Origin of the sequence: Apibacter sp. B3919 (assembly GCF_026537405.1) — a bacterium.
Lineage (GTDB): Bacteria > Bacteroidota > Bacteroidia > Flavobacteriales > Weeksellaceae > Apibacter.
The window spans coordinates 468,927-489,264 of sequence record NZ_JAFNMG010000002.1 but is presented as its reverse complement, the minus strand read 5'-3'; the positions used below and the strand labels follow the sequence as shown (position 1 = coordinate 489,264).

19 protein-coding genes are annotated in these 20,338 nt (G+C 29.8%); 13 read left to right on the top strand and 6 right to left on the bottom strand.

Features of this window, described 5'->3' with window-relative positions:
• Positions 1 to 34: 34 nt before the first annotated feature.
• A complete protein-coding gene (locus J3U20_RS05540; RefSeq protein WP_160541957.1) occupies positions 35 to 1,570 on the bottom strand; it encodes a YifB family Mg chelatase-like AAA ATPase in 1,536 nt (511 codons plus the stop codon).
• Between the two features lie 143 nt (positions 1,571 to 1,713).
• Positions 1,714 to 2,115 carry a hypothetical protein gene (locus J3U20_RS05535; protein ID WP_160541956.1) on the bottom strand — a complete coding sequence of 134 codons (402 nt, stop codon included), beginning with the start codon at positions 2,113 to 2,115 and terminating at the stop codon, positions 1,714 to 1,716.
• A gap of 177 nt (positions 2,116 to 2,292) precedes the next feature.
• Here J3U20_RS05535 and typA point away from each other — a divergent pair, with 177 nt between their 5' ends.
• Entirely contained in the window at positions 2,293 to 4,047 is a 1,755-nt protein-coding gene (gene typA / locus J3U20_RS05530; RefSeq protein ID WP_160541955.1) for a translational GTPase TypA, read from the top strand.
• Positions 4,048 to 4,127: 80 nt separating this feature from the next.
• Here typA and trxA read toward each other — a convergent pair whose 3' ends face one another.
• The gene (trxA, locus tag J3U20_RS05525) at positions 4,128 to 4,448 is read right to left on the bottom strand and encodes a thioredoxin (protein ID WP_105298011.1); all 321 of its coding nucleotides are present in this window, start codon (positions 4,446 to 4,448) and stop codon (positions 4,128 to 4,130) included.
• A gap of 496 nt (positions 4,449 to 4,944) precedes the next feature.
• Here trxA and lipB point away from each other — a divergent pair, with 496 nt between their 5' ends.
• From lipB to J3U20_RS05495, 6 genes are all read left to right on the top strand, one after another.
• Entirely contained in the window at positions 4,945 to 5,658 is a 714-nt protein-coding gene (lipB, locus tag J3U20_RS05520) for a lipoyl(octanoyl) transferase LipB (RefSeq protein WP_160541954.1), read from the top strand.
• Between the two features lie 389 nt (positions 5,659 to 6,047).
• Complete coding sequence (locus tag J3U20_RS05515; RefSeq protein WP_160541953.1) at positions 6,048 to 7,997, top strand: DUF349 domain-containing protein; 1,950 nt, start codon at positions 6,048 to 6,050, stop codon at positions 7,995 to 7,997.
• Between the two features lie 28 nt (positions 7,998 to 8,025).
• Entirely contained in the window at positions 8,026 to 9,078 is a 1,053-nt protein-coding gene (gene ribD / locus J3U20_RS05510; RefSeq protein ID WP_255448163.1) for a bifunctional diaminohydroxyphosphoribosylaminopyrimidine deaminase/5-amino-6-(5-phosphoribosylamino)uracil reductase RibD, read from the top strand.
• A gap of 33 nt (positions 9,079 to 9,111) precedes the next feature.
• Positions 9,112 to 9,732, top strand: a complete 621-nt coding sequence (locus tag J3U20_RS05505; protein WP_160541952.1) for an IMPACT family protein — start codon at positions 9,112 to 9,114, stop codon at positions 9,730 to 9,732.
• Between the two features lie 519 nt (positions 9,733 to 10,251).
• The gene (gene dnaA, locus J3U20_RS05500) at positions 10,252 to 11,682 is read left to right on the top strand and encodes a chromosomal replication initiator protein DnaA (RefSeq protein WP_105298016.1); all 1,431 of its coding nucleotides are present in this window, start codon (positions 10,252 to 10,254) and stop codon (positions 11,680 to 11,682) included.
• Entirely contained in the window at positions 11,679 to 12,131 is a 453-nt protein-coding gene (locus J3U20_RS05495) for a low molecular weight protein-tyrosine-phosphatase (protein ID WP_255410618.1), read from the top strand. The genes dnaA and J3U20_RS05495 overlap by 4 nt, the downstream gene beginning before the upstream one ends.
• A gap of 12 nt (positions 12,132 to 12,143) precedes the next feature.
• Here J3U20_RS05495 and J3U20_RS05490 read toward each other — a convergent pair whose 3' ends face one another.
• On the bottom strand, positions 12,144 to 13,013 hold the full coding sequence (locus J3U20_RS05490) for a NifU family protein (RefSeq protein WP_160541951.1): 870 nt from the start codon (positions 13,011 to 13,013) through the stop codon (positions 12,144 to 12,146).
• 77 nt (positions 13,014 to 13,090) lie between these two features.
• Between J3U20_RS05490 and J3U20_RS05485 the strand changes: the two genes are divergently transcribed.
• Entirely contained in the window at positions 13,091 to 13,633 is a 543-nt protein-coding gene (locus tag J3U20_RS05485; RefSeq protein WP_160541950.1) for a gamma carbonic anhydrase family protein, read from the top strand.
• Between the two features lie 77 nt (positions 13,634 to 13,710).
• On the top strand, positions 13,711 to 14,085 hold the full coding sequence (crcB, locus tag J3U20_RS05480) for a fluoride efflux transporter CrcB (RefSeq protein ID WP_160541949.1): 375 nt from the start codon (positions 13,711 to 13,713) through the stop codon (positions 14,083 to 14,085).
• 160 nt (positions 14,086 to 14,245) lie between these two features.
• On the opposite strand, the gene J3U20_RS05475 is transcribed toward crcB, so the two are convergent.
• Both J3U20_RS05475 and J3U20_RS05470 read right to left on the bottom strand, forming a co-directional pair.
• Positions 14,246 to 15,805, bottom strand: a complete 1,560-nt coding sequence (locus J3U20_RS05475; RefSeq protein WP_160541948.1) for an Rne/Rng family ribonuclease — start codon at positions 15,803 to 15,805, stop codon at positions 14,246 to 14,248.
• A 263-nt stretch (positions 15,806 to 16,068) separates the two neighbouring features.
• Positions 16,069 to 16,362 (bottom strand): HU family DNA-binding protein, encoded by a 294-nt coding sequence (locus J3U20_RS05470; RefSeq protein WP_105298021.1) that lies wholly within the window; start codon positions 16,360 to 16,362, stop codon positions 16,069 to 16,071.
• 95 nt (positions 16,363 to 16,457) lie between these two features.
• On the opposite strand from J3U20_RS05470, the gene mutY reads away from it, so the two are divergent.
• The 4 genes from mutY to J3U20_RS05450 all read left to right on the top strand — a co-directional run bounded on the left by mutY (position 16,458) and on the right by J3U20_RS05450 (position 20,139).
• Positions 16,458 to 17,450, top strand: coding sequence for an A/G-specific adenine glycosylase (gene mutY / locus J3U20_RS05465; protein WP_160541947.1), 993 nt, complete (start codon positions 16,458 to 16,460; stop codon positions 17,448 to 17,450).
• A gap of 47 nt (positions 17,451 to 17,497) precedes the next feature.
• The gene (locus J3U20_RS05460; protein ID WP_105298023.1) at positions 17,498 to 17,878 is read left to right on the top strand and encodes a single-stranded DNA-binding protein; all 381 of its coding nucleotides are present in this window, start codon (positions 17,498 to 17,500) and stop codon (positions 17,876 to 17,878) included.
• Between the two features lie 332 nt (positions 17,879 to 18,210).
• A complete protein-coding gene (gene gldD, locus J3U20_RS05455; RefSeq protein WP_160541946.1) occupies positions 18,211 to 18,792 on the top strand; it encodes a gliding motility lipoprotein GldD in 582 nt (193 codons plus the stop codon).
• A gap of 21 nt (positions 18,793 to 18,813) precedes the next feature.
• Entirely contained in the window at positions 18,814 to 20,139 is a 1,326-nt protein-coding gene (locus tag J3U20_RS05450; RefSeq protein WP_160541945.1) for a hemolysin family protein, read from the top strand.
• Positions 20,140 to 20,338 lie beyond the last annotated feature (199 nt).

Sequence of the window (20,338 nt, the reverse complement as noted above, 5' to 3'; positions counted from 1 at the left end):
TTCAAATTAATAATAATTTTTCAAAAATTTACATTTATTTACACCATCCTTCCCGATCAAGACTACGATATTGTATAGCTTCTCCAATATGGTGTGCTTGGATAACTTCAGATTTATCTAAATCTGCTATCGTTCTGCCTACTCTTAAGATTCGATCATAGGCTCGGGCAGATAAACCCAATTTTTCAATGGCAGATTTTAGTAAATTTTTAGAGATGTCATCCAACAAACAAAATTCATCTAATTGTTTAGGACCTATTTGAGCATTATAATGGATTCCTTCCGCTGTTTTATATCTTTGAGTTTGAATTTTCCTTGCTTCAACCACTCTTGCCCTTATTTCTGAACTTGACTCTCCTTTCCTTTTATCCGATAAATCATCAAAAGGAACGGGTGAAACTTCCACATGAATATCGATTCGATCGAGTAACGGGCCGGATATTTTATTCATATATCTTTGCATTTCTTGTATAGTGCTCGTATTTTTAGGGTCATTTGGAAAATATCCGGAAGGAGAAGGATTCATGGAAGCAATCAACATAAAACTGGCCGGATAGGTGATCGTAAATTTTGCTCTTGAGATAGTTACAATCCTGTCTTCTAAAGGTTGTCTCATGACTTCCAATACTTGCCGATTAAATTCAGGCAGTTCATCCAGAAAAAGTACGCCGTTATGAGAGAGAGAAATTTCTCCGGGTTGCGGATAGCTTCCTCCTCCAACTAAAGCTACTCCCGATATGGTATGATGAGGATTACGATAAGGTCTTACTGTCATTAAAGAAGATTCTGATCCTAATTTTCCGGCAACGGAATGTATTTTGGTTGTCTCTAGTGCTTCCGATAAGGTCAATGGAGGTAAGATGGAAGGAATTCTTTTTGCCAACATGGTTTTTCCACTTCCCGGCGGACCGATTAAAAGTACATTGTGACCTCCGGCAGCAGCAATTTCCAAAGCTCTTTTTACATTTTCCTGACCTTTAACTTCTGAAAAATCAAATTGAAATTTATTATTATTCTCAAAAAACTCTTCTCTTGTATTTACTATGGTTGGATTTAATTGAATGTTTTTATCAAAAAAATTAATGACTTCTTTTATATTGTCAACTCCATAAACTTCGAGATCATTGACTATAGCAGCTTCTTTAGCGTTTTGTTTAGGAAGAAAAAAGCCTTTAAAACCATCTTCTCTTGCTTGTATTGCAATAGGTAAAACACCTTTTATGGGTTGTAAAGAACCATCTAAAGATAATTCGCCCATAATTAAATATTGATCGAGATGATCTCCTTTTATTTGCTCGGATGCCGCCAATATTCCCATAGCAATAGTTAAATCATAAGCTGATCCTTCTTTCCTTAGATCTGCAGGTGCCATGTTTACTGTGATTTTTTTACCCGGCATTTTATATCCACAGTTTTTTAAGGCTGCCGAAATTCGATGTGCGCTTTCTTTTATTGCCATATCCGGCATACCTACTAACTGATACCCTACTCCTTTATCTACATTTACTTCAACGGTGATTAATTGAGCATTGACTCCATAGACAGAACTTCCATATGTTTTAATTAGCATAAAAAATAGTTTTATCCGTATAAAGATAAAACTATTTTAGTTTATTTTAGATAATGTATGATGATGAATATCTGTTTGATACTTAAAATACTACTTTCATTATTTTTTAATACGTTCAAAGACGATAAAAAAATATTCAGTTATTACTTGGATGCGGCATCGACTAATTGCATATACCAATTTCTAAGATTTTTTTGTTGTTCGGTATCTAATTTTTTTAAGACCTTTTTGTAATTTTCATCTATATCATTGGCTTTAAGTTGCAATTCTAAAATTTTACTATCATTACCTGCTTGGGTAGCTTCTGCTATTTGTTCAAAATATAATTTAGTTTTCTGTACAAAGTTGTCCACCTCTTTATTTTCAAATTTCGGTACTTTTTTAATTGGAGATAAACTTATCGTATCTAATGACGTAGGCTGTACCACTATAGTACTATCCTTTGATTGGTTAGTATTTGGATCCTTCTCTGATTTTTTAGAATTGTTACATGAACTTATGCTTAAAGCAATACCTAAAAAAAATACGATATAAGATATTTTCATTTTCTTATTTTTAAATACTAATCAAAAGTACAATTAAATTATTCATTTTAATAGTGTTTTTAAGTTTCTATTAATAAAACCTTAAATTATGAATAATACTATGCTTTTATTTACTAACACAAAACCATATATTTAGCAATAATATCTTACATTTGCACCTGAATTTTAATATCATATATGCAATCAATTAGAAATATAGCAATTATTGCTCATGTCGATCATGGAAAAACAACATTAGTAGATAAAATTATTCAGTCTTGTAATGTTGTTGAAAAAAATGACGGGGATTTGATTCTGGATAATAATGATCTGGAACGTGAAAGAGGAATAACCATTTTATCCAAGAATGTGTCGGTTAACTATAAAGGTGTCAAAATTAATATCATTGACACTCCCGGACACGCGGATTTTGGAGGAGAGGTTGAACGTGTTCTTAAAATGGCTGACGGTGTATTATTGCTTGTGGATGCGTTTGAGGGACCAATGCCTCAAACTCGCTTTGTTCTTAGTAAAGCGATTGAATTGGGATTGAAGCCCATCGTAGTAATTAATAAAGTTGATAAAGAAAACTGCCAACCGGAACATGTACATGATCAGGTATTTGAATTGATGTTTAATTTAGACGCTACTGAAGAACAATTGGATTTTGAAACGGTATACGGTTCTTCTAAACAAGGTTGGATGTCCGGAGATTATAAACAACCTACTGATAACATTACATATTTATTAGATAAAATTATTGAATTAATACCGGAAGCACCTTATGTAGAAGGAACGCCTCAAATGCAAATTACCTCTCTTGATTTCTCAAGTTTTGTGGGAAAAATTGCCATAGGTCGTGTGTATCGTGGAGATTTAATTTCCGGTAAAGATTATACTCTTTGCCAGGAAGATGGTAAAAATAAAAAAATACGCATAAAAGAATTACAAGTTTTTGAAGGTTTAGGAAGAAAACCTGTTGAATCTGTTAGAAGCGGTGATTTATGTGCTGTAATCGGTATCGATGATTTTGAAATTGGTGATACTATTGCTGACTTGAACGAACCGGAAGCTTTACCTCGTATTGCGGTTGATGAGCCTACGATGAGTATGTTATTTACTATCAATACTTCACCGTTTTTCGGTAAAGAAGGAAAATACGTTACTTCAAGACACCTTAGAGATCGATTAATGAAGGAAACTGAAATCAACTTAGCCCTTCGAGTGGAAGAAACTGATTCCGAAGAGAAGTTCAATGTTTTTGGTAGAGGTATTCTTCACTTATCTGTCCTTATCGAAACTATGAGACGTGAAGGATATGAATTGCAAGTAGGTAGACCAAAGGTAACTATTAAAGAGATTGACGGTGTTAAGCATGAGCCCTATGAGCACTTAGTAATTGATGTTCCCGATGCTGTATCCGGCAAAGCTATAGAATTGGTTACTCAAAGAAAAGGAGAATTAAAAGTGATGGAACCTAAAGGTGATTTACAACATTTGGAATTTGATATTTCTTCTCGAGGTCTTATCGGATTACGTAATCTTCTTCTAACAGCAACTTCCGGAGAAGCTATTATTAATCATCGTTTTAAAGATTTTGAACCGGTAAAAGACATTATTCCACAAAGACAAAACGGATCTATGATTTCATCTGAAACGGGACAGGCTTTGGCTTATGCAATCGACCGACTTCAGGATAGAGGTAAATTTTTTGTTGAACCGGGAGATCAAATATATAAAGGTCAAGTAGTCGGAGAACATAGTCGTGATAATGATTTGGAAGTTAATCTTATTAAAGGTAAAAAGTTAACTAACGTGAGAGCTTCCGGATCTGACCAAGCTGCTAAAATTTTCCCTAAAGTTGAATTTTCATTAGAAGAAGCTATGGAATATATTAAAGATGATGAATATCTCGAAATAACTCCTAAGAGCTTACGTATGCGTAAAATTTAATATACATTTAAATAGCATTTTATATAAAAAAAAATATCCTGAATATTTCAGGATATTTTTATTTTCATCATTTAATTGGATTAATCCAATAATGCATTCATTTTTTCTGCTAGCTTTTCTTTTGGCTGAACCCCTACTACTTTGTCAACAACTTGCCCATTTTTAAAGAATAAAAGCGTAGGAATATTTCTGATTCCATATTCTACCGAAACTTCTTGATTGGCATCAATATCAATTTTAGCAACTTTTACTTTTCCTTTAAATTCTTCAGACAATTCATCAACTATAGGTTTTAAACTTCTGCATGGTCCACACCATTCAGCCCAAAAATCAACCAAAACCGGTTCTTTGGAACTTAATACCTCATCTTTGAATGTTTGATCACTAATTTCTAAACTCATATTTGTATTATTTATATCTATATCTTCACTAATTTTTAAAGCAAAATTAATTTAAAAATTTCATTTTGCACTAGTAAAGAAATTGCATTTTTAATGATTTATGTGAATAAAAAATTAATATATATTAATTCTTGAAAATAAAATGAGCGCAAATTATTTTTTTACCTCAAACTTTAGCCTTAACATTATAGTAACAAGTTTAAACGTTTTATTAACAATTTTTACTTAAATCTATTAAATAATTTTGTATTTAAGAAAAATGATGTATATTTGCATCAATAATTAGTTGTTCTTTAATAAAGTTTTTTAGTGTTAATGAACCCTTTCATAGTTTCTATTGAAAGGGTTTTACATATAATAATGTTACATTAATGTTAAAATTTTTTTCCTTTATCCCAATCCCCTGCTATATTTTAACAATTTATTAATCTTAATATTTCATTTATAACATATATAAATATTATCTTTTTTATATTTATACAATTATTTTAGTTTAATGAATAAAATCCAAAATAAAAAAGTAATATATAAAGATTTACTTCATGCTGATTATCTTAAAACTTGGAAGTTGCAAGAAAAATTACTCCAATATATTGTTTCAATCAAATTAAAAAACAAAAAATCAATAACTAACGAAATAAATCTTACTCCCAATTATTTTTTATTTGTTTCTCATCCGCATATATTTACCTTAGGTAAAAATGGTAATTTAGATCATCTTCTTATCAGCAATATCAAACTTCAAGAAATTAATGCTCAGTTCATTAAAACCAATCGAGGCGGAGATATTACGTATCATGGTCCCGGACAAATTGTTGGATATCCTATATTTGATCTTGATAATTTTTTTAATGATATCCATAAATACATGCGCTTGTTGGAAGAAGTAATTATAAAAACCATAAATTTTTATGGAATTAAAGGAAAAAGATCTAACGGGGAAACAGGCGTATGGATTGATGTAAATAAACCTATGGCCAGAAAAATATGTGCTATTGGCGTAAAGGCCTCTCAATGGGTCACTATGCACGGTTTTGCCCTTAATCTATCCCCCAACCTTTCCTATTTTGACTATATCGTTCCTTGCGGTATACAAAACAAATATGTTACTTCTTTAGAAAAAGAATTGGGTATATCCGTAAACCCGGATGAGGTGAAAAAAGTTATTAAAAAATACTTTTCTGAAATATTTGATCTTGAATGGATTTAATATTTATATTCTATAATTTTTAATTATACATTACTATTTCATCTTCCATAAATTAAATTCTCACCAATTTAATTCTTCATCTTAAAATTCGATATAGTAAAAAAAGATAAAAATTTTTATTATTAATTTTTACATTGTGCTTTATATCTTTAAGAATTTGTTAATATAATTTTTAGATTTTAAATATTTAAAAACTAAAAAAATTTAATTTCTACTTTATTTAACACTTTTTGTGATTTATTTAACTCTAATATTTTTTTTGTGATTTATTTATTTAACAACATAAAAATCATGTTTTTTTGAATATTTAATCCATTTACATTTTATTATCACTTATATAGCACATTTGCAATATTTTTTATATTTTTGTTTGGAAAAATATCAAAAATATGGGTACTGAATCGGATAACCTGCATAATGCAGAAGGAAATGAAAAAAAGGTTGAATCAACTCAAAATTTAGAATCAACATATAATAAAAATTCTTCTAAGGAAGATTCTATTGATGAGCTAAATTCTGAAAACAACAAGGAGGATCAATCCGTTGAAGAAACAACCATTCCTGAAAAAGATTATGAATCTTTTTCATTAGAAAAACTCATTGATGAGCTTAAATATCTTCACAATCATTATCCAGTTCAATTAATTGGAGAAAATATTAATTCCATAAGGGATATATTTTTAAAAAAATTTGATGAACATGAAACGGAACGAAAACAAAAGTTCCTTGATGAAGGTGGAGACGAGCTAAGTTATCAACCCGATCAATTCTTAAAAAACAAATTCAATTCAGCCTACCACGACTATAAAACAAAACTAAACTCATATTATAAAGAACAAGAACAAAACGAGCAAAATAATCTCAATAAAAGACTTCAGATAATTGAAGAATTAAAAGAGCTGTATACAACCCCTATGGAATCGATCAGTTCTTTTTTTAAAAAATTCAGAGATATAAAAGAAAGATGGCATAATGCAGGTAAGATACCTAAATCAAGAGCCGGTGATGTTTTCAGAACCTATTTTCATCATTTAGATAATACACATGAATTTATCAAATTAAATAAGGAACTTGAAGAATTGGACTATGCTCATAATTTGGAACAAAGAAGGGCTATTATTAGCAGAGCCGAAGAATTGACAACTGAGCCTAGTGTGCAAAAAGCATTAAATGAACTGCAATATTTGCACAAGCTATGGAAAGAACAAGCAGAACCTGTGGCGGAAGAGTTTAGAGAAAGTACTTGGCAAGAATTTAAAGCAATAACCCAAAAAATTCATGAACGCAAATCTGAATTATTTGAAAAAATTAAAGAAGAGCAACAAGCGAATTTGGAGAAAAAACAAGCCATTATTTCTCAACTTGAAACCATAGCATCCGCTGAAAATCCCGATCATTCCTTCTGGCAAAATAATGTTAAGAAAATAGAAAATTTAAGAGAAGCTTTCTTTACTACAGGAAGAATTCCTAAAGAAACCAGTAGTGACACGTGGAGTAAATTTAAAAATCTGCTTCATGAAATCAACAATAAGAAAAATACATTTTATAAAGATTTAAAAAAGATCCAACAAGAAAATCTTAAAAAGAAAAACGACCTATTGGAAATCGCTAAAGCTAATAAAGACAGCGAAGATTGGGAAGTTGCTTTAAATCTTTATAAAAAGATTCAGAATGAATGGAAAAATATTGGTCATGTTCCAAGAAAATATTCTGATAAACTTTGGGATGAATTCAGAGAAAATTGCAATTATTTCTTTAACCGATATAAATTAAGAAATAATAAAGTTAATGAAGAATGGATCGAAAATTTAAAAAGAAAGCAAAGTCTTTTGGAAGAAATATCCTCCATTTCTGCTACTGATAAAGAAGATGCCCTTGCTAAAATCAATGATTACAGCATTCAATGGAATTCTATAGGAAAAGTTCCCAGAGAGAATATGAACATCAATAAAGAATTTAATTCAGCTATTAAAAATCTTATTAAAAAATTCGATATTGATAAAAACATCATTGATGAAATTCAGTTAAATATTAAAGTAGAAAATTATAAGCAATCTAAAGATGATAAAAAGCTGGATGAAGATCTACGAAAAATGAGAAAGCAAATCCAAGATTTGGGACATGAAATTGTTCAATTGGAGAATAATTTATCATACTTTTCAAATGCCAATCAAGACAATCCGCTTTTACAGAATACATTAAACAATATTGAATCTAAAAAAACTAAATTGGATGAATTAAAACAGACTTATTCAAAACTGGTTAATTTAAATTTGTCTGAAAGCGATTCAAATTATGAAGATGGTGAAGGTATTTCTGAAGAAACTGAGGAAGAATAATCTATTTCACCGCTTATAAAAAGTATTTATGGGTAATACTGTCGATGAAATCTACATGCGGCGTTGTATAGATCTTGCTCAAAATGGTTTGGGAACCACTTATCCTAATCCTTTAGTAGGTTCTGTTATAGTTTACAACAATACAATAATTGGAGAAGGCTGGCATAGAAAATCCGGTGAAGCTCATGCTGAAATTAATGCCATTTCCTCGGTTAAAGATCAAAGTTTACTTAAAAAAAGTTCCATTTATGTTTCCTTAGAGCCTTGCGCTCATTACGGAAAAACCCCTCCTTGCGCTTTAAAAATTAAGGATTTAAAGTTTAAAAAAGTGGTGATCGGTACTCAGGATCCAACGAGTAAAGTTAACGGTAAAGGAATTGAAATAATTCGCAATTCGGGTATAGAAGTAGTTACCGGTGTTATGGAAAAAGAATGTAAAAGATTAAATAAAAGATTTTTTACTTATCATTTGAAAAAACGACCGTATATTATTTTAAAATGGGCAGAAACTTTAAATAAGAAAATAGATAACGGCAGAGATAGAAACCATCCGTTCTGGATCAGCAATCCGTTTTCAATACAAAAAACACATGTGTTAAGAAATGAAGAACAATCTATATTAGTCGGAAAAAATACTGCTTTAATAGACAATCCTAGTTTAACTACCCGATCTGTTTATGGTAATAACCCAATAAGATTACTCATCGATAAAAATTTAGAAATTCCCCTCAGTCATTCTATTTTCGATGACCAAGCTGAGACTTTTATCTTTACGGAAAAAAAATCTCAATCAACTACCCATTTAAACTATTTTCAATTAGATTTTGACAAGGATTTAGTTCCCCAAATTATAAATGTGTTATACGACAAAAATATTCAATCGGTAATCATCGAAGGCGGTAAACAAACCTTACAACATTTTATTGATAAAGGAATGTGGGACGAAGCAATGATCATCACGTCTCCAAATATATTAAAAAATGGTACTAGTGCCCCTATTCTTTTCGGAGATATTAGTTATCAAGAATTGGTGGGAGACAATCTTATTTCATATCTTAAAAATCCTTCAACGTTATATTAATCAATTATCTACAAATCAATATCTTAAATTTACATGGATGATAAATTTATTTATAAAACTGTTGATACTGAAATAACGGATGCTCTTTTAAAAATTAAAGGAAGTAAATTTTACGGACTAATATTTAATGTCAATAATGAACAAGAAGTAAAAGATTATCTAAAATTTAGTGAAACACTATATCCCAATGCAACGCATTATTGTTATGCTTTTCGAATGGGCATCTCGGGAGAGCTATACAGAGCCAATGATGATGGAGAACCTTCGGGTACTGCCGGATTACCAATCTATAATCAATTGCTTTCTTCAGGACTAACCAATGTACTTTTAATTATAGTACGATATTTTGGAGGGACTAAACTTGGGGTTGGGGGATTGATAAAAGCTTATAAAGAAAGTGCTCAACATACTATTGAATGCGCAAAAATCATTTCTAAGGAATTAAGTGAGAACTATGAGCTCTTATTTGATTATGCGTATCAATCTTCTGTTATGACTCTTTTAAAAAAATTATCGATTGAAATATTATCAAGCACTTTTTCCGATAAATGTTATCTTGTAGTTGAAGTTCCCATGAAAAATAAAGAATTATTTTTTGAAAAATTCGATTCTTATTTGGCTCAAAATTTTATTGCCATAAAAAAAATTTTATAGCTCACTTATCGTACTGAGCAACAAATTTTCTACTGATTTATTAATCCAAAATAACACTAATTTTCCTTCTTTAAAAGCCATAAAAAATCATCTTGTTTTTTTGATTTAACAGACCTAAAATATACCTATTTCTTTAGAAAAATGATGGATATTAAAATAAATAATTTGTTCAACAACATTTCGATTCTATTTTTGCCTATTTGATGAATAAATTGTTTTTCACAAATATTGGCTCATATTCTGCAATCCCTTTATTGGCCCTATATAGATCGAATTTATACAATCCAAATTATTACTAATAATCAATATTTTTAAACTATTGTTTTTTATCCAATTCATCCTATCTTATTCTTATTTTTACGCTTTATTTCATCCAAGATAGAATATATATTTACTTACTAATAAATTTCTAAAAATACAACAGGTAATCCTCTTTTTTTTTCTAAAATAAATTAACAATTTTGTGATCTAAAAGGTGGGTAAAATTTTATCCTTTATTTTTTATACAAATTTAAAAAAATGTTAAATTCTGCGATTTCAATATGGGAAGCCTGTCTACAATATATCAAAGATAATATCTCTGAGAAATCCTATTTTACATGGTTCCAACCTATCAAGGCCGTAAAGCTTCAAGATAAAATATTAACCATACAGGTACCCAGTAAGTTTTACTATGAATATCTTGAAGAAAATTACATAAAGATAATAAAAAGTGCCTTAACCAAAAATTTGGGAAAAGATGCCAAATTGGTTTATTCCATTATGATGGAAAAAAACCAACAATCTGAAAATTCCTATACCGTTAACATTCCAAGTTCCCAAAAAGCACAAATAAAGGTTCAGGAAGTGGAAGCTCCCCTATTTATTGAAAGAGGAGTTAAAAATCCATTTATTATTCCCGGATTACAAAAATTAAAGATTGATAGTCAACTCAATACAAATTATACATTTGACAATTTTATTGAAGGAGATTCTAATCGTCTTGCCCGTTCTGCGGGAAAACAAATTGCTAAAAGACCCGGCGGTACTTCTTTTAATCCTTTATTTATTTATAGTAGTGTAGGTTTAGGAAAAACCCATTTGGCTCATGCTATCGGCTTAGAAGTTAAAAGAATTCAATCGGAAAAAACTGTCTTGTATGTTTCCATGGAAAAATTTTGTCAACAATTCCAGGAAGCTACTAAATCAAACAATAGAAATGATTTTATTCATTTTTATCAAATGATTGATGTGTTGATCGTAGATGATATTCATTTCATATCGGGTAAAAAAGGTACACAAGAAGTATTTTTCCATATTTTTAATCATTTACATCAAAACGGAAAACAGATTATATTGACCTCGGATAAATCGCCTGTAGACATTCAAGATGTTGAGCAGCGATTAATCTCTCGATTCAAATGGGGGCTTTCAACTGAAATACAATCCCCTGATTATACTACGAGGTTAGCAATTCTTCAACAAAAAATGGAATTTGATGGTATTGCGCTTTCTGATGAAGTTTTAGGATATATTGCTAAAAATATTAAAACCAATATTAGAGAACTGGAAGGATCTCTAAATTCCATAATTGCTCAGGCAACTTTCAATAAAAAGGAAATAACCTTAGATCTTGTTGAAAAAACACTATCTAATCTTATTACTAATTCCAAAAAAGATATTACCATAGATTATATTCAAAACTTGGTTTGCGATTATTTTAAAGTATCAATTGATGCTTTACAATCAAAAACCAGAAAAAGAGATATTGTTCAGGCGAGACAATTAGCTATGTATTTCGCAAAAAAATATACCAATGCCTCTCTTTCTTCTATTGGTATTCAAATTGGTAAAAGAGATCACGCAACCGTATTACATGCTTGTAAAACGGTTGACAACTTATTTGAGACAGATAAGTTATTCAAATCTTATGTTGACGATTTAAATAAAAAATTGACTTCTGATATATGAAAATATTAATGGTTTGTTTAGGTAATGTTTGTCGTTCCCCTATGGCAGAAGGAATTTTACGTTCAAAACTTCCTGATAGTTTTACTGTAGATAGTGCCGGGATAACCGATTATCACGTAAATGAAAAACCTGATAAACGTGCGATTCAGGTTTGTAAAAAAAACAATATTGATATTTCTCAGCTAAGAGGCAGAAAATTTATTACTTCTGATTTCGACGAGTTTGATGCCATATATGTTATGGATCATGCCAACTACAGCGATATAATCTTCAAAGCAAAAAAAGAAGCAGATAAGAAAAAGGTTAAGCTAATTATGTCTGAATCTCCTACTGCTGTTAAACAAAGTGTTCCGGACCCTTATTACGGTGATATAGAAGATTTTGAAAATGTTTTCAATCTATTGAACGAAGCTTGTACTAGTATTGCTGAAAAGCTTACAAAGGATTAATGGATAAGTTACTTACCCATTAATCGCTTCTACTGCTTCAATTTCATTAGGTAACATTTGTTTTAAAAGTTCCTCAATTCCATTTTTTAAAGTATATGTTGAGGATGGACAACCATTGCATGCCCCTTGTAAAAGCATTTTAGCTACCTTAGTTTCTTCATCGAAAGAAATAAGTTCTATATTACCTCCGTCTCCGGCAATTGCAGGTAACACATATTCATCCAAAATATTTTTAATTTTAATTTCAATTTCTGAAAATTCTCTTTCCGTATGATCTGTAGTTTTATAGGTGGAAAAATTTTTTATATTGCTAATCTCTTTTTCTTCTCTTAAATATTCAGAAATAGTATACCTTAATTCCATAGAGATATCTTCCCATTGATAATCTTCAGCTTTAGTTATGGAAACGAAATTATCCGATATAAACACTTCTTTTACATAAGGAAAACTAAATAAATATTGTGCTAAAGGGACTTCTTTAGCTTCGCTCTCATTTTTTAATTCAATTATTCCTTCAACTAAAATTTTGTTGGTAACAAATTTCATTACAGAGGCATTAGGCGTCATTTCAACATACACAGATATGGGAGTATTACGCGGCTGTAAAACAACTGAAGGATTCGCCAGTAATTCGTCTTCAATTAATTCTTTTACTTCATCTAAGACCATATCCCATTCTACCATATCATTTTTTTGAACAGCAATAAAATTTGCTGTAATAAAAATATGAGTAACAAATGGCAATTGAAGTAATTCTTGTGCTATAGGAATATCACCCGCTTTTTTTATATCCGATATTTCATAACTGCCTTCTACTAATGTTGAGGGGGCAACGAATTTAACTATATTTTTATTGGGAGTTTTTTCAATTTTTAATTTCATGTCATTTAGTTTAATTCTTCAAAATTACATAACTTGCTAGTATCTATAAACAGATTCTTATAATATTATTTAAAAATATGGCGCTACTTAAAAAAGTATTAGATAAATTTCCCTCAATTGAAAATGATTGTTATTTATCAGAAACATGCGTAATCATCGGAGATGTGACTATAGGAAGCCAAAGTTCTGTTTGGTTTAATGCTGTAATCCGTGGTGATGTTAATTTTATAAAAATCGGCAGCAGAGTTAATATTCAAGACAATGCAGTTATTCATTGTACCTATATGAAACATCCTACCCTTATTGGAAATAACGTATCTATAGGTCATAATGCAATTGTCCATGGATGTTCCATTCACGATGATGTTCTGGTTGGTATGGGAGCTATAGTCATGGATGAGGTAACCGTAGAAAGCAACGCAATTATTGCTGCCGGAGCTGTAGTCACTCAAGGTACGTTTATATCACGTGGTGAAATTTGGGCAGGAATTCCGGCAAAAAAAATAGGTATGGTTTCAGAAGATTTAATGAAAAATAAAATACATCAGACGGCTTCCAATTATCTTAAATATAGCAAATGGTATAGTAATGAAGAAGATGATGATGACAACGGCATTTAAGGATTCAACGCAAAAACTTATTAACTAAATATTCTTTTTGTTAATAGTAAAGATTTAGATAAAGATAAATTTATTTTATGATTTATAATATATTTTTAGTTGGATTAGGTGGATCTATAGGTTCAATCATTCGTTATCTATTATCTCTTTATATCCATAAATATTATGGAGGAATATTTCCTTTAGCTACCTTTCTTATAAATTGTAGCGGATGTATTGTCATCGGATTATTTTTGGGATTGTCAGAACGATTTAATTTTATAAACAATGAAATAAAATTACTATTAATAACCGGTTTTTGTGGTGGATATACTACTTTTTCAACTTTTTCAGCTGAAAATTTGCAATTATATCAAAATCATCAATTCTTCACTTTAGCTTTATATATAGGTATCAGCATCTTGATAGGAATTTTGGGTGTTTGGATAGGAAATTTTATTTCTAAAATCTGATATACCAATAAATTTTAGAGTAAAAGTCGAACTATGATTATTGTTTCTAAGAATGTTAAGAAACCGGATCTTTAAGCTCAGATCTACTATTCAATTAAATTTCTCTCCTCAAAAAGAAAGATAGAAAGAGTGTGTAATGAATGAAAAATAAGTATAGAGTTTAATTTGAAAATTTATAGATGACTTCCTTCTCTTCGTTTTGTATTTGAAATTCAAGATATTTAAAGCTGTCTCTAGGAATTACCCTAATCCATCTTTTGTAATTTAGAAACCATTCATTACGTATGCTTTTAATGCCTTTAGTTAAATATGCCGCAACAAATGGATGTGTATGCAAATACAATTTGCCTTTATTTGAAACTATGGCATTTAAGATTTGTTGTTGAATTTTATCTACTAATACAATAGGAGATTCTACTTTTCCATTAATATTAGGATTTTCCTCTGTTGTATTCAACTGTTTTTGAGGACGTACTCTTTGTCTGGTGATTTGAACTATTCCAAATTTACTTGGAGGTAAGATTTTATGTTTTGCTTTATCATCTTTCATTACCTTTTTTAGATACTCATAAAGATCTTTTTTGTGCTGAGATGAAGTAAGATCAATAAAATCTATAACGATGATCCCTCCGATATCCCGTAAACGCAATTGACGAGCAATTTCTGCTGCAGCTAATTTGTTGATATGTAAGGCTGCATCTTCTTGGGATTTTTGATTGGCTGTAACGTTCCCTGAATTAACATCTATAACATGCATGGCTTCAGTATGTTCAATTATCAAATACGCGCCTTTCGATTGATAAATATTAACATGCTTACCAAACAATTGTTTTATTTGCTTATCTATATTGTAATATTCAAAGATGGGAATATGGGAATCGTAATATTTAACTAACTTAGATTTTTCGGGAGCAATAATATTAAGGTATTCTTTCATCTCTCCGGCCAATTCCTCATTATCACAAACGATACTAACAAAATCTTCATTTAAATTATCCCTAAGAATTGATGAAGCTTTATCTAATTCTCCCAAAATTTTGGCAGGTGCTTTGCTTTTTTTAATATTACGAAAGCACACATTGTTCCATTTATTTAAAAGATTAGTTAATTCCGATTGTAATTCTTGAGCGGATTTACCTTCAGCTACCGTTCTAATAATAAGTCCGAAACCATTAGGGCGTATTTGTTCTCCGATTTGTTTCAACCTGTCTTTTTCTTCAGCAGTAGAGACATTTCTTGAAACTGATGTCTTGGATGCAAAAGGTATCAATACAAGATACCTTCCGGCTAAAGAAATTTCGGAAGATAATCGAGGACCTTTAGTTGAAATGGGCTCTTTGGTAATTTGTACGAGTATATCCTGATTAGGAATTAGAACATCTTGTATAACTCCATCCTTGTTTATATCTTCTTCAAAAGGGAACGAAGTTAATTTGGGTGAATTTATTTTACCGGAAGATACTCCTTTACAGTATTTTAATGAAGATTTAATTTGTGGACCTAAATCAAGATAATGTAAAAAAGCATCTTTTTCGTATCCGATGTTTACGAAACAAGCATTAAGACTTGGAGCAAGTTTTTTTACTTTGCCCATAATAATATCTCCAACCGTAAAATTATTTCCTATTTCTTCTTCATGAAGTTCTTGAATCCTCCCTCCTTCTAATATTATAATTCTAACTTTTGAATGTTCGTATGATACTATTAATTCTTTACTCATCTTTTACATTAATTATCCACCCTTATACACATTCATTTTTGAACAAAAACATTCTTTACCTATTGTTTTTGAGTTTAAACTTTGGTAAAGAATGTACAAATATCTTAAGTAAAAAAACCTTAGTTTTATGTTAGAAGAAAATTATTTATTTTTCTTTTTATGACGGTTTAATCTTCTTCTTTTTTTACGTTTATGGGTCGCTACCTTATGACGTTTTCTTTTTTTTCCGCTTGGCATAGTGTTCTTTTATTTATTAATTATTACTAATTTTTGACTTTAACATTTGTTTTTACGTCTTCAACAAAAGACTTAGCTGGTTTAAAAGCAGGTACATTGTGAGCCGGAATCTTAATAGTTGTATTTTTAGAAATGTTTCTTCCTGTTTTAGCTGCTCTTTTTTTAATTAAAAAAGTTCCAAAACCTCTTAAATAAACATTATCACCCTTAGCCATAGCAGTTTTAATCTCATCCATAAAAACTTCCACGACTTTTTGAGTTTCAACTTTTTCAAGACCCAGTTTACTTGAAATCGAATTTACGATATCTGCTTTTGTCATACTTTTAATATTATATTATTATACTTCTAATTAAATTTTGAGTTTGCAAATATAATATTATTTTTGGAAAGTAAAACTTATAAACATTTAAAAGTGTGAATTTTATTAGTCTTTTACAGAAATGGTATAAAATTAATAAACGCTTACTGCCATGGAGGGAAACTCTTTCTCCTTATAACATTTGGATTTCGGAAATTATTTTTCAGCAAACTCGTATTAATCAAGGATATGAATATTATTTAAATTTTATTCAACGGTTTCCTAATGTTGAAGTTCTGGCAAATGCCTCCGAAGATGAAGTATTAAATTCCTGGCAGGGATTGGGGTATTATTCTAGAGCGCACAATTTACACTTTACCGCAAAATACATTGTAAATGAATTAAATGGTATTTTCCCTGTTTCTTATAATGAAATAATTAAACTTAAAGGAATCGGAAAATATACTGCCGCTGCCATAGCTTCAATATCTTTTAATGAAAAAGTGCCTGCTCTGGACGGTAATGCATTTCGAGTATATTCCAGAGTTTTTGGCTCAGAAAAAGATATAAGTAAAAGTAGTACTTTTACCTATTTTTTTGATTTAATTAAACCTTTAATGCCCGAAAATCCGGGTGATTTCAATCAAGCGATCATGGATTTCGGTTCGATGGTCTGCACACCGTTACATCCAAAATGCGATCAATGTATTATTCAGGAGGAATGTTTGGCCTATACTAATAATTTACAAAACGTTCTTCCAATTAAATCTTCCTCGGTTAAAATTAAAGAAGAAAATATACATTATGCCTATCTTTTTTGTAAAGACTTAACATTAATAAAAAAAAGAAATAATAATTCGATTTGGAAAGGTTTATATGAATTTCCCTTATTTGACCAAAATTTCAAAAATTACCAAATTATCCATAACCATCAGATCAAACATAAGCTTAGTCATAGATTGTTAACTATTACCATTTCAGAAATTGAAATTGATGAAAATGATTTTTATCAAGTCGCCCATAAAATAAATGCTATAATTTTGAATAAAAACAACTTAAAAAGCTACGCTTTTCCAAAACCCATGGAAAATTTTTTATTTTATAATTAAATTTTTTATTATTTTTGCTCATCAATGCGATCAATTTATATATAAAAATGAGTACATCTATTAATAAAGTAATTTTAGTTGGGAATTTAGGTACTGACGTAAAATCTTATAGGTTTAGTGATGGAAATATTGTTGTTAACTTTCCGGTTGCCACATCTGAAAGTTATATGAATAAAGAAACCGGAGAAAAAGTAGATGTAACTGATTGGCATAATATAACTGCAAGAAATAAACTGGCAGAACTTTGTGAAAAATTTTTGAAAAAAGGAAGTAAAGTTTACATTGAAGGAAAACTTAAAACTCGTAAATTTGATGATAACGGTATTACTAAACATATTACCGAAGTTATTGCAGATAATATTTTATTTTTATCCAACTTATTGGGTAAACAACCTGAAAATGAAGACATAATTCAGCATGATTTTTAAACTTCAAAAATACTTATAATAAAATTTCAATTTATATGGACGAGCCCGGGCCCACGAGTATTTCATTAATTTATATCCTCTTATTTTATAATTTTCTCTTCTCCTATTGTTTTAAGAGAAAAACTTTCTTTAAGTTATTTAGCAAAAATCTACAGGTATGTGCATTGACTGCTTTTGCATATACTTTATCCCCTCAAAAATATTTTTATTACAAGATAAAATATTTATATAAAAAGTTTCTATTCATAGGTAATAGATGGGATAATATACGTATTGTATCTAAAAATTCGTTATATATATTATTTAATTAAATACTAAATTTATTTATTTAGATGAGTAAATCAATAAAAAAATTATATATTTTATATTTTATTATTCTATTTTCTATGTTATTACTTAGTTGTAAGAAAGAAGAATATTTACCTAAGCCAATCGGCCAGGTAAGATTAGAATACCCTGCACCCAATTACATACTTTTTAAAAAAGAAAAATGTCCTTTTGAATTTCAGTATTCGAACCTCACTAAAGTAGAGGATAAACACAAAAATTGTTGGTACAATTTTAGTTATCCATTCATGAAAGCAACTCTATATTTAACTTATTCTGAGGTAAACGGAAATTTAAATTCGCTATTAAAAGAAGCTCAGAGACTTGTATATGAACATACCATAAAAGCCAATTCTATAAAAACCAAATCATTTTCTTATCCGGAAAAAAAGGTATTTGGGAATCTTTATCGATTGGGAGGCGAATCTGCTTCAAATATTCAATTTTATGTAACAGACAGTATTAAACATTTCCTTTCAGGAAATTTATATTTTAAAGTTCAGCCTCGGCCTGATTCTTTACAACCTGCTGTTGAATATATTGAAAAAGATATTATTAAAATGATTGAAACAACTACCTGGGAATAAACTTAATTTTTTTATATTAAAATGTTAGAAATAGGAATTCTTTTATTATTAACTCTTTTAAATGCCTTTTTCGCTATATCTGAGATTGCCTTAGTATCAGTTAAGAGGCAAAAAATTGAAAACAAAGTAAAAAAAGGAAATAAAAAGGCTAAAATAGTACTCAATCTTTTAGAAAAACCGGAAGATTTTTTATCTTCTATTCAAGTGGGTATAACTTTGATCGGTATTGTATCGGGTGCTTATGGAGGCGCTACCTTAGTAAAATACGTTACTCCATTTTTTGAGCATTTCTCATTGACAGCAACCCATGCTAATGAACTGTCTTATATGGTAATTATAGCATTGATTACTTATGTGTCCATAGTTTTGGGAGAGTTGATTCCTAAGACCTTCGGCATGAGAAATCCTGAAAAAATAGCTTTGACTGTTGCTCCAATTATCAAAGTTTTTTCAATGGCTTTGTATCCGTTTGTTAAAATCCTTTCATTTTCAACCCATATATTTAACAAGATATTTAAAATTTCAAATGTGGAAGGTGAAAAAATTTCTGAGGACGAACTAATTTATATGCTTAAGACAGCAAGTTTACAAGGGGTTTTAGAAAAAGAGGAAAGTGAATTGCATCAGAATGTTTTTGCTTTTTCAGAACAAAAAGCTAAAAGTTTAATGACATACCGCAAAAGAGTTGAATGGATTAATTTAAAAGATAGTTTCGAAGAAATTGAAAAGCAAATTAAAGACAGCAATTTTACCAAATTTCCCGTGTGTGACGGTAATTTAGATGAAGCTAATGCCTATTTGGCTATAAAAGAATTTTATGAAAATATAAACACGCCAAATTTTGATATAAAATCCATTTTAAAAACTCCGATCTTCATTCATGAAAATATGCATTCTGTTGATATTTTACAGGAATTCCGTAAAAATAAACAACATATGGGTTTTGTTGTTGATGAATATGGTACATTCCAAGGTATTATTACTTTGCAAGACCTTATTGAAGGTATTGTGGGTGACATGCCTGAGAGCGATGAAGAGGAGACAGAAATTGTGCAACGTGAAGATGGTTCATATTTAGTTAACGGTAATATAGGAATTAGAGATTTAAATTCTTTTTTTGATGATACCATTATTGAATTAGACGATGATGAATATGTTACGTTAGCCGGATTTATTATTTATCATATGGAGTATATTCCTGAAGTTGCCGAAAAATTCAATTATAACGGATTTTCATTTGAAATTGTAGATAAAGATGCAAATAGAATAGATAAAGTATTAATGGAAAAACTTAATTCTACGGAAGAAAACGAGGAGAGTTCCGCTGAAGATGAAATTACTGATTAATACTATTTTTTATGATTTACTTTATTTATAGTTTGCTCTTTATTGGATTTATTATTATTTCATTTATGCTTTATCGGTTTTTACTAAAAACTACCGATATAATGAAGTATATGTTTTTCATTATTTTATACATAGTCGGTATATTACTATTTTTTCAGGCAGCAGAAATGATTATTATCTATTGGTATGATCCCATACC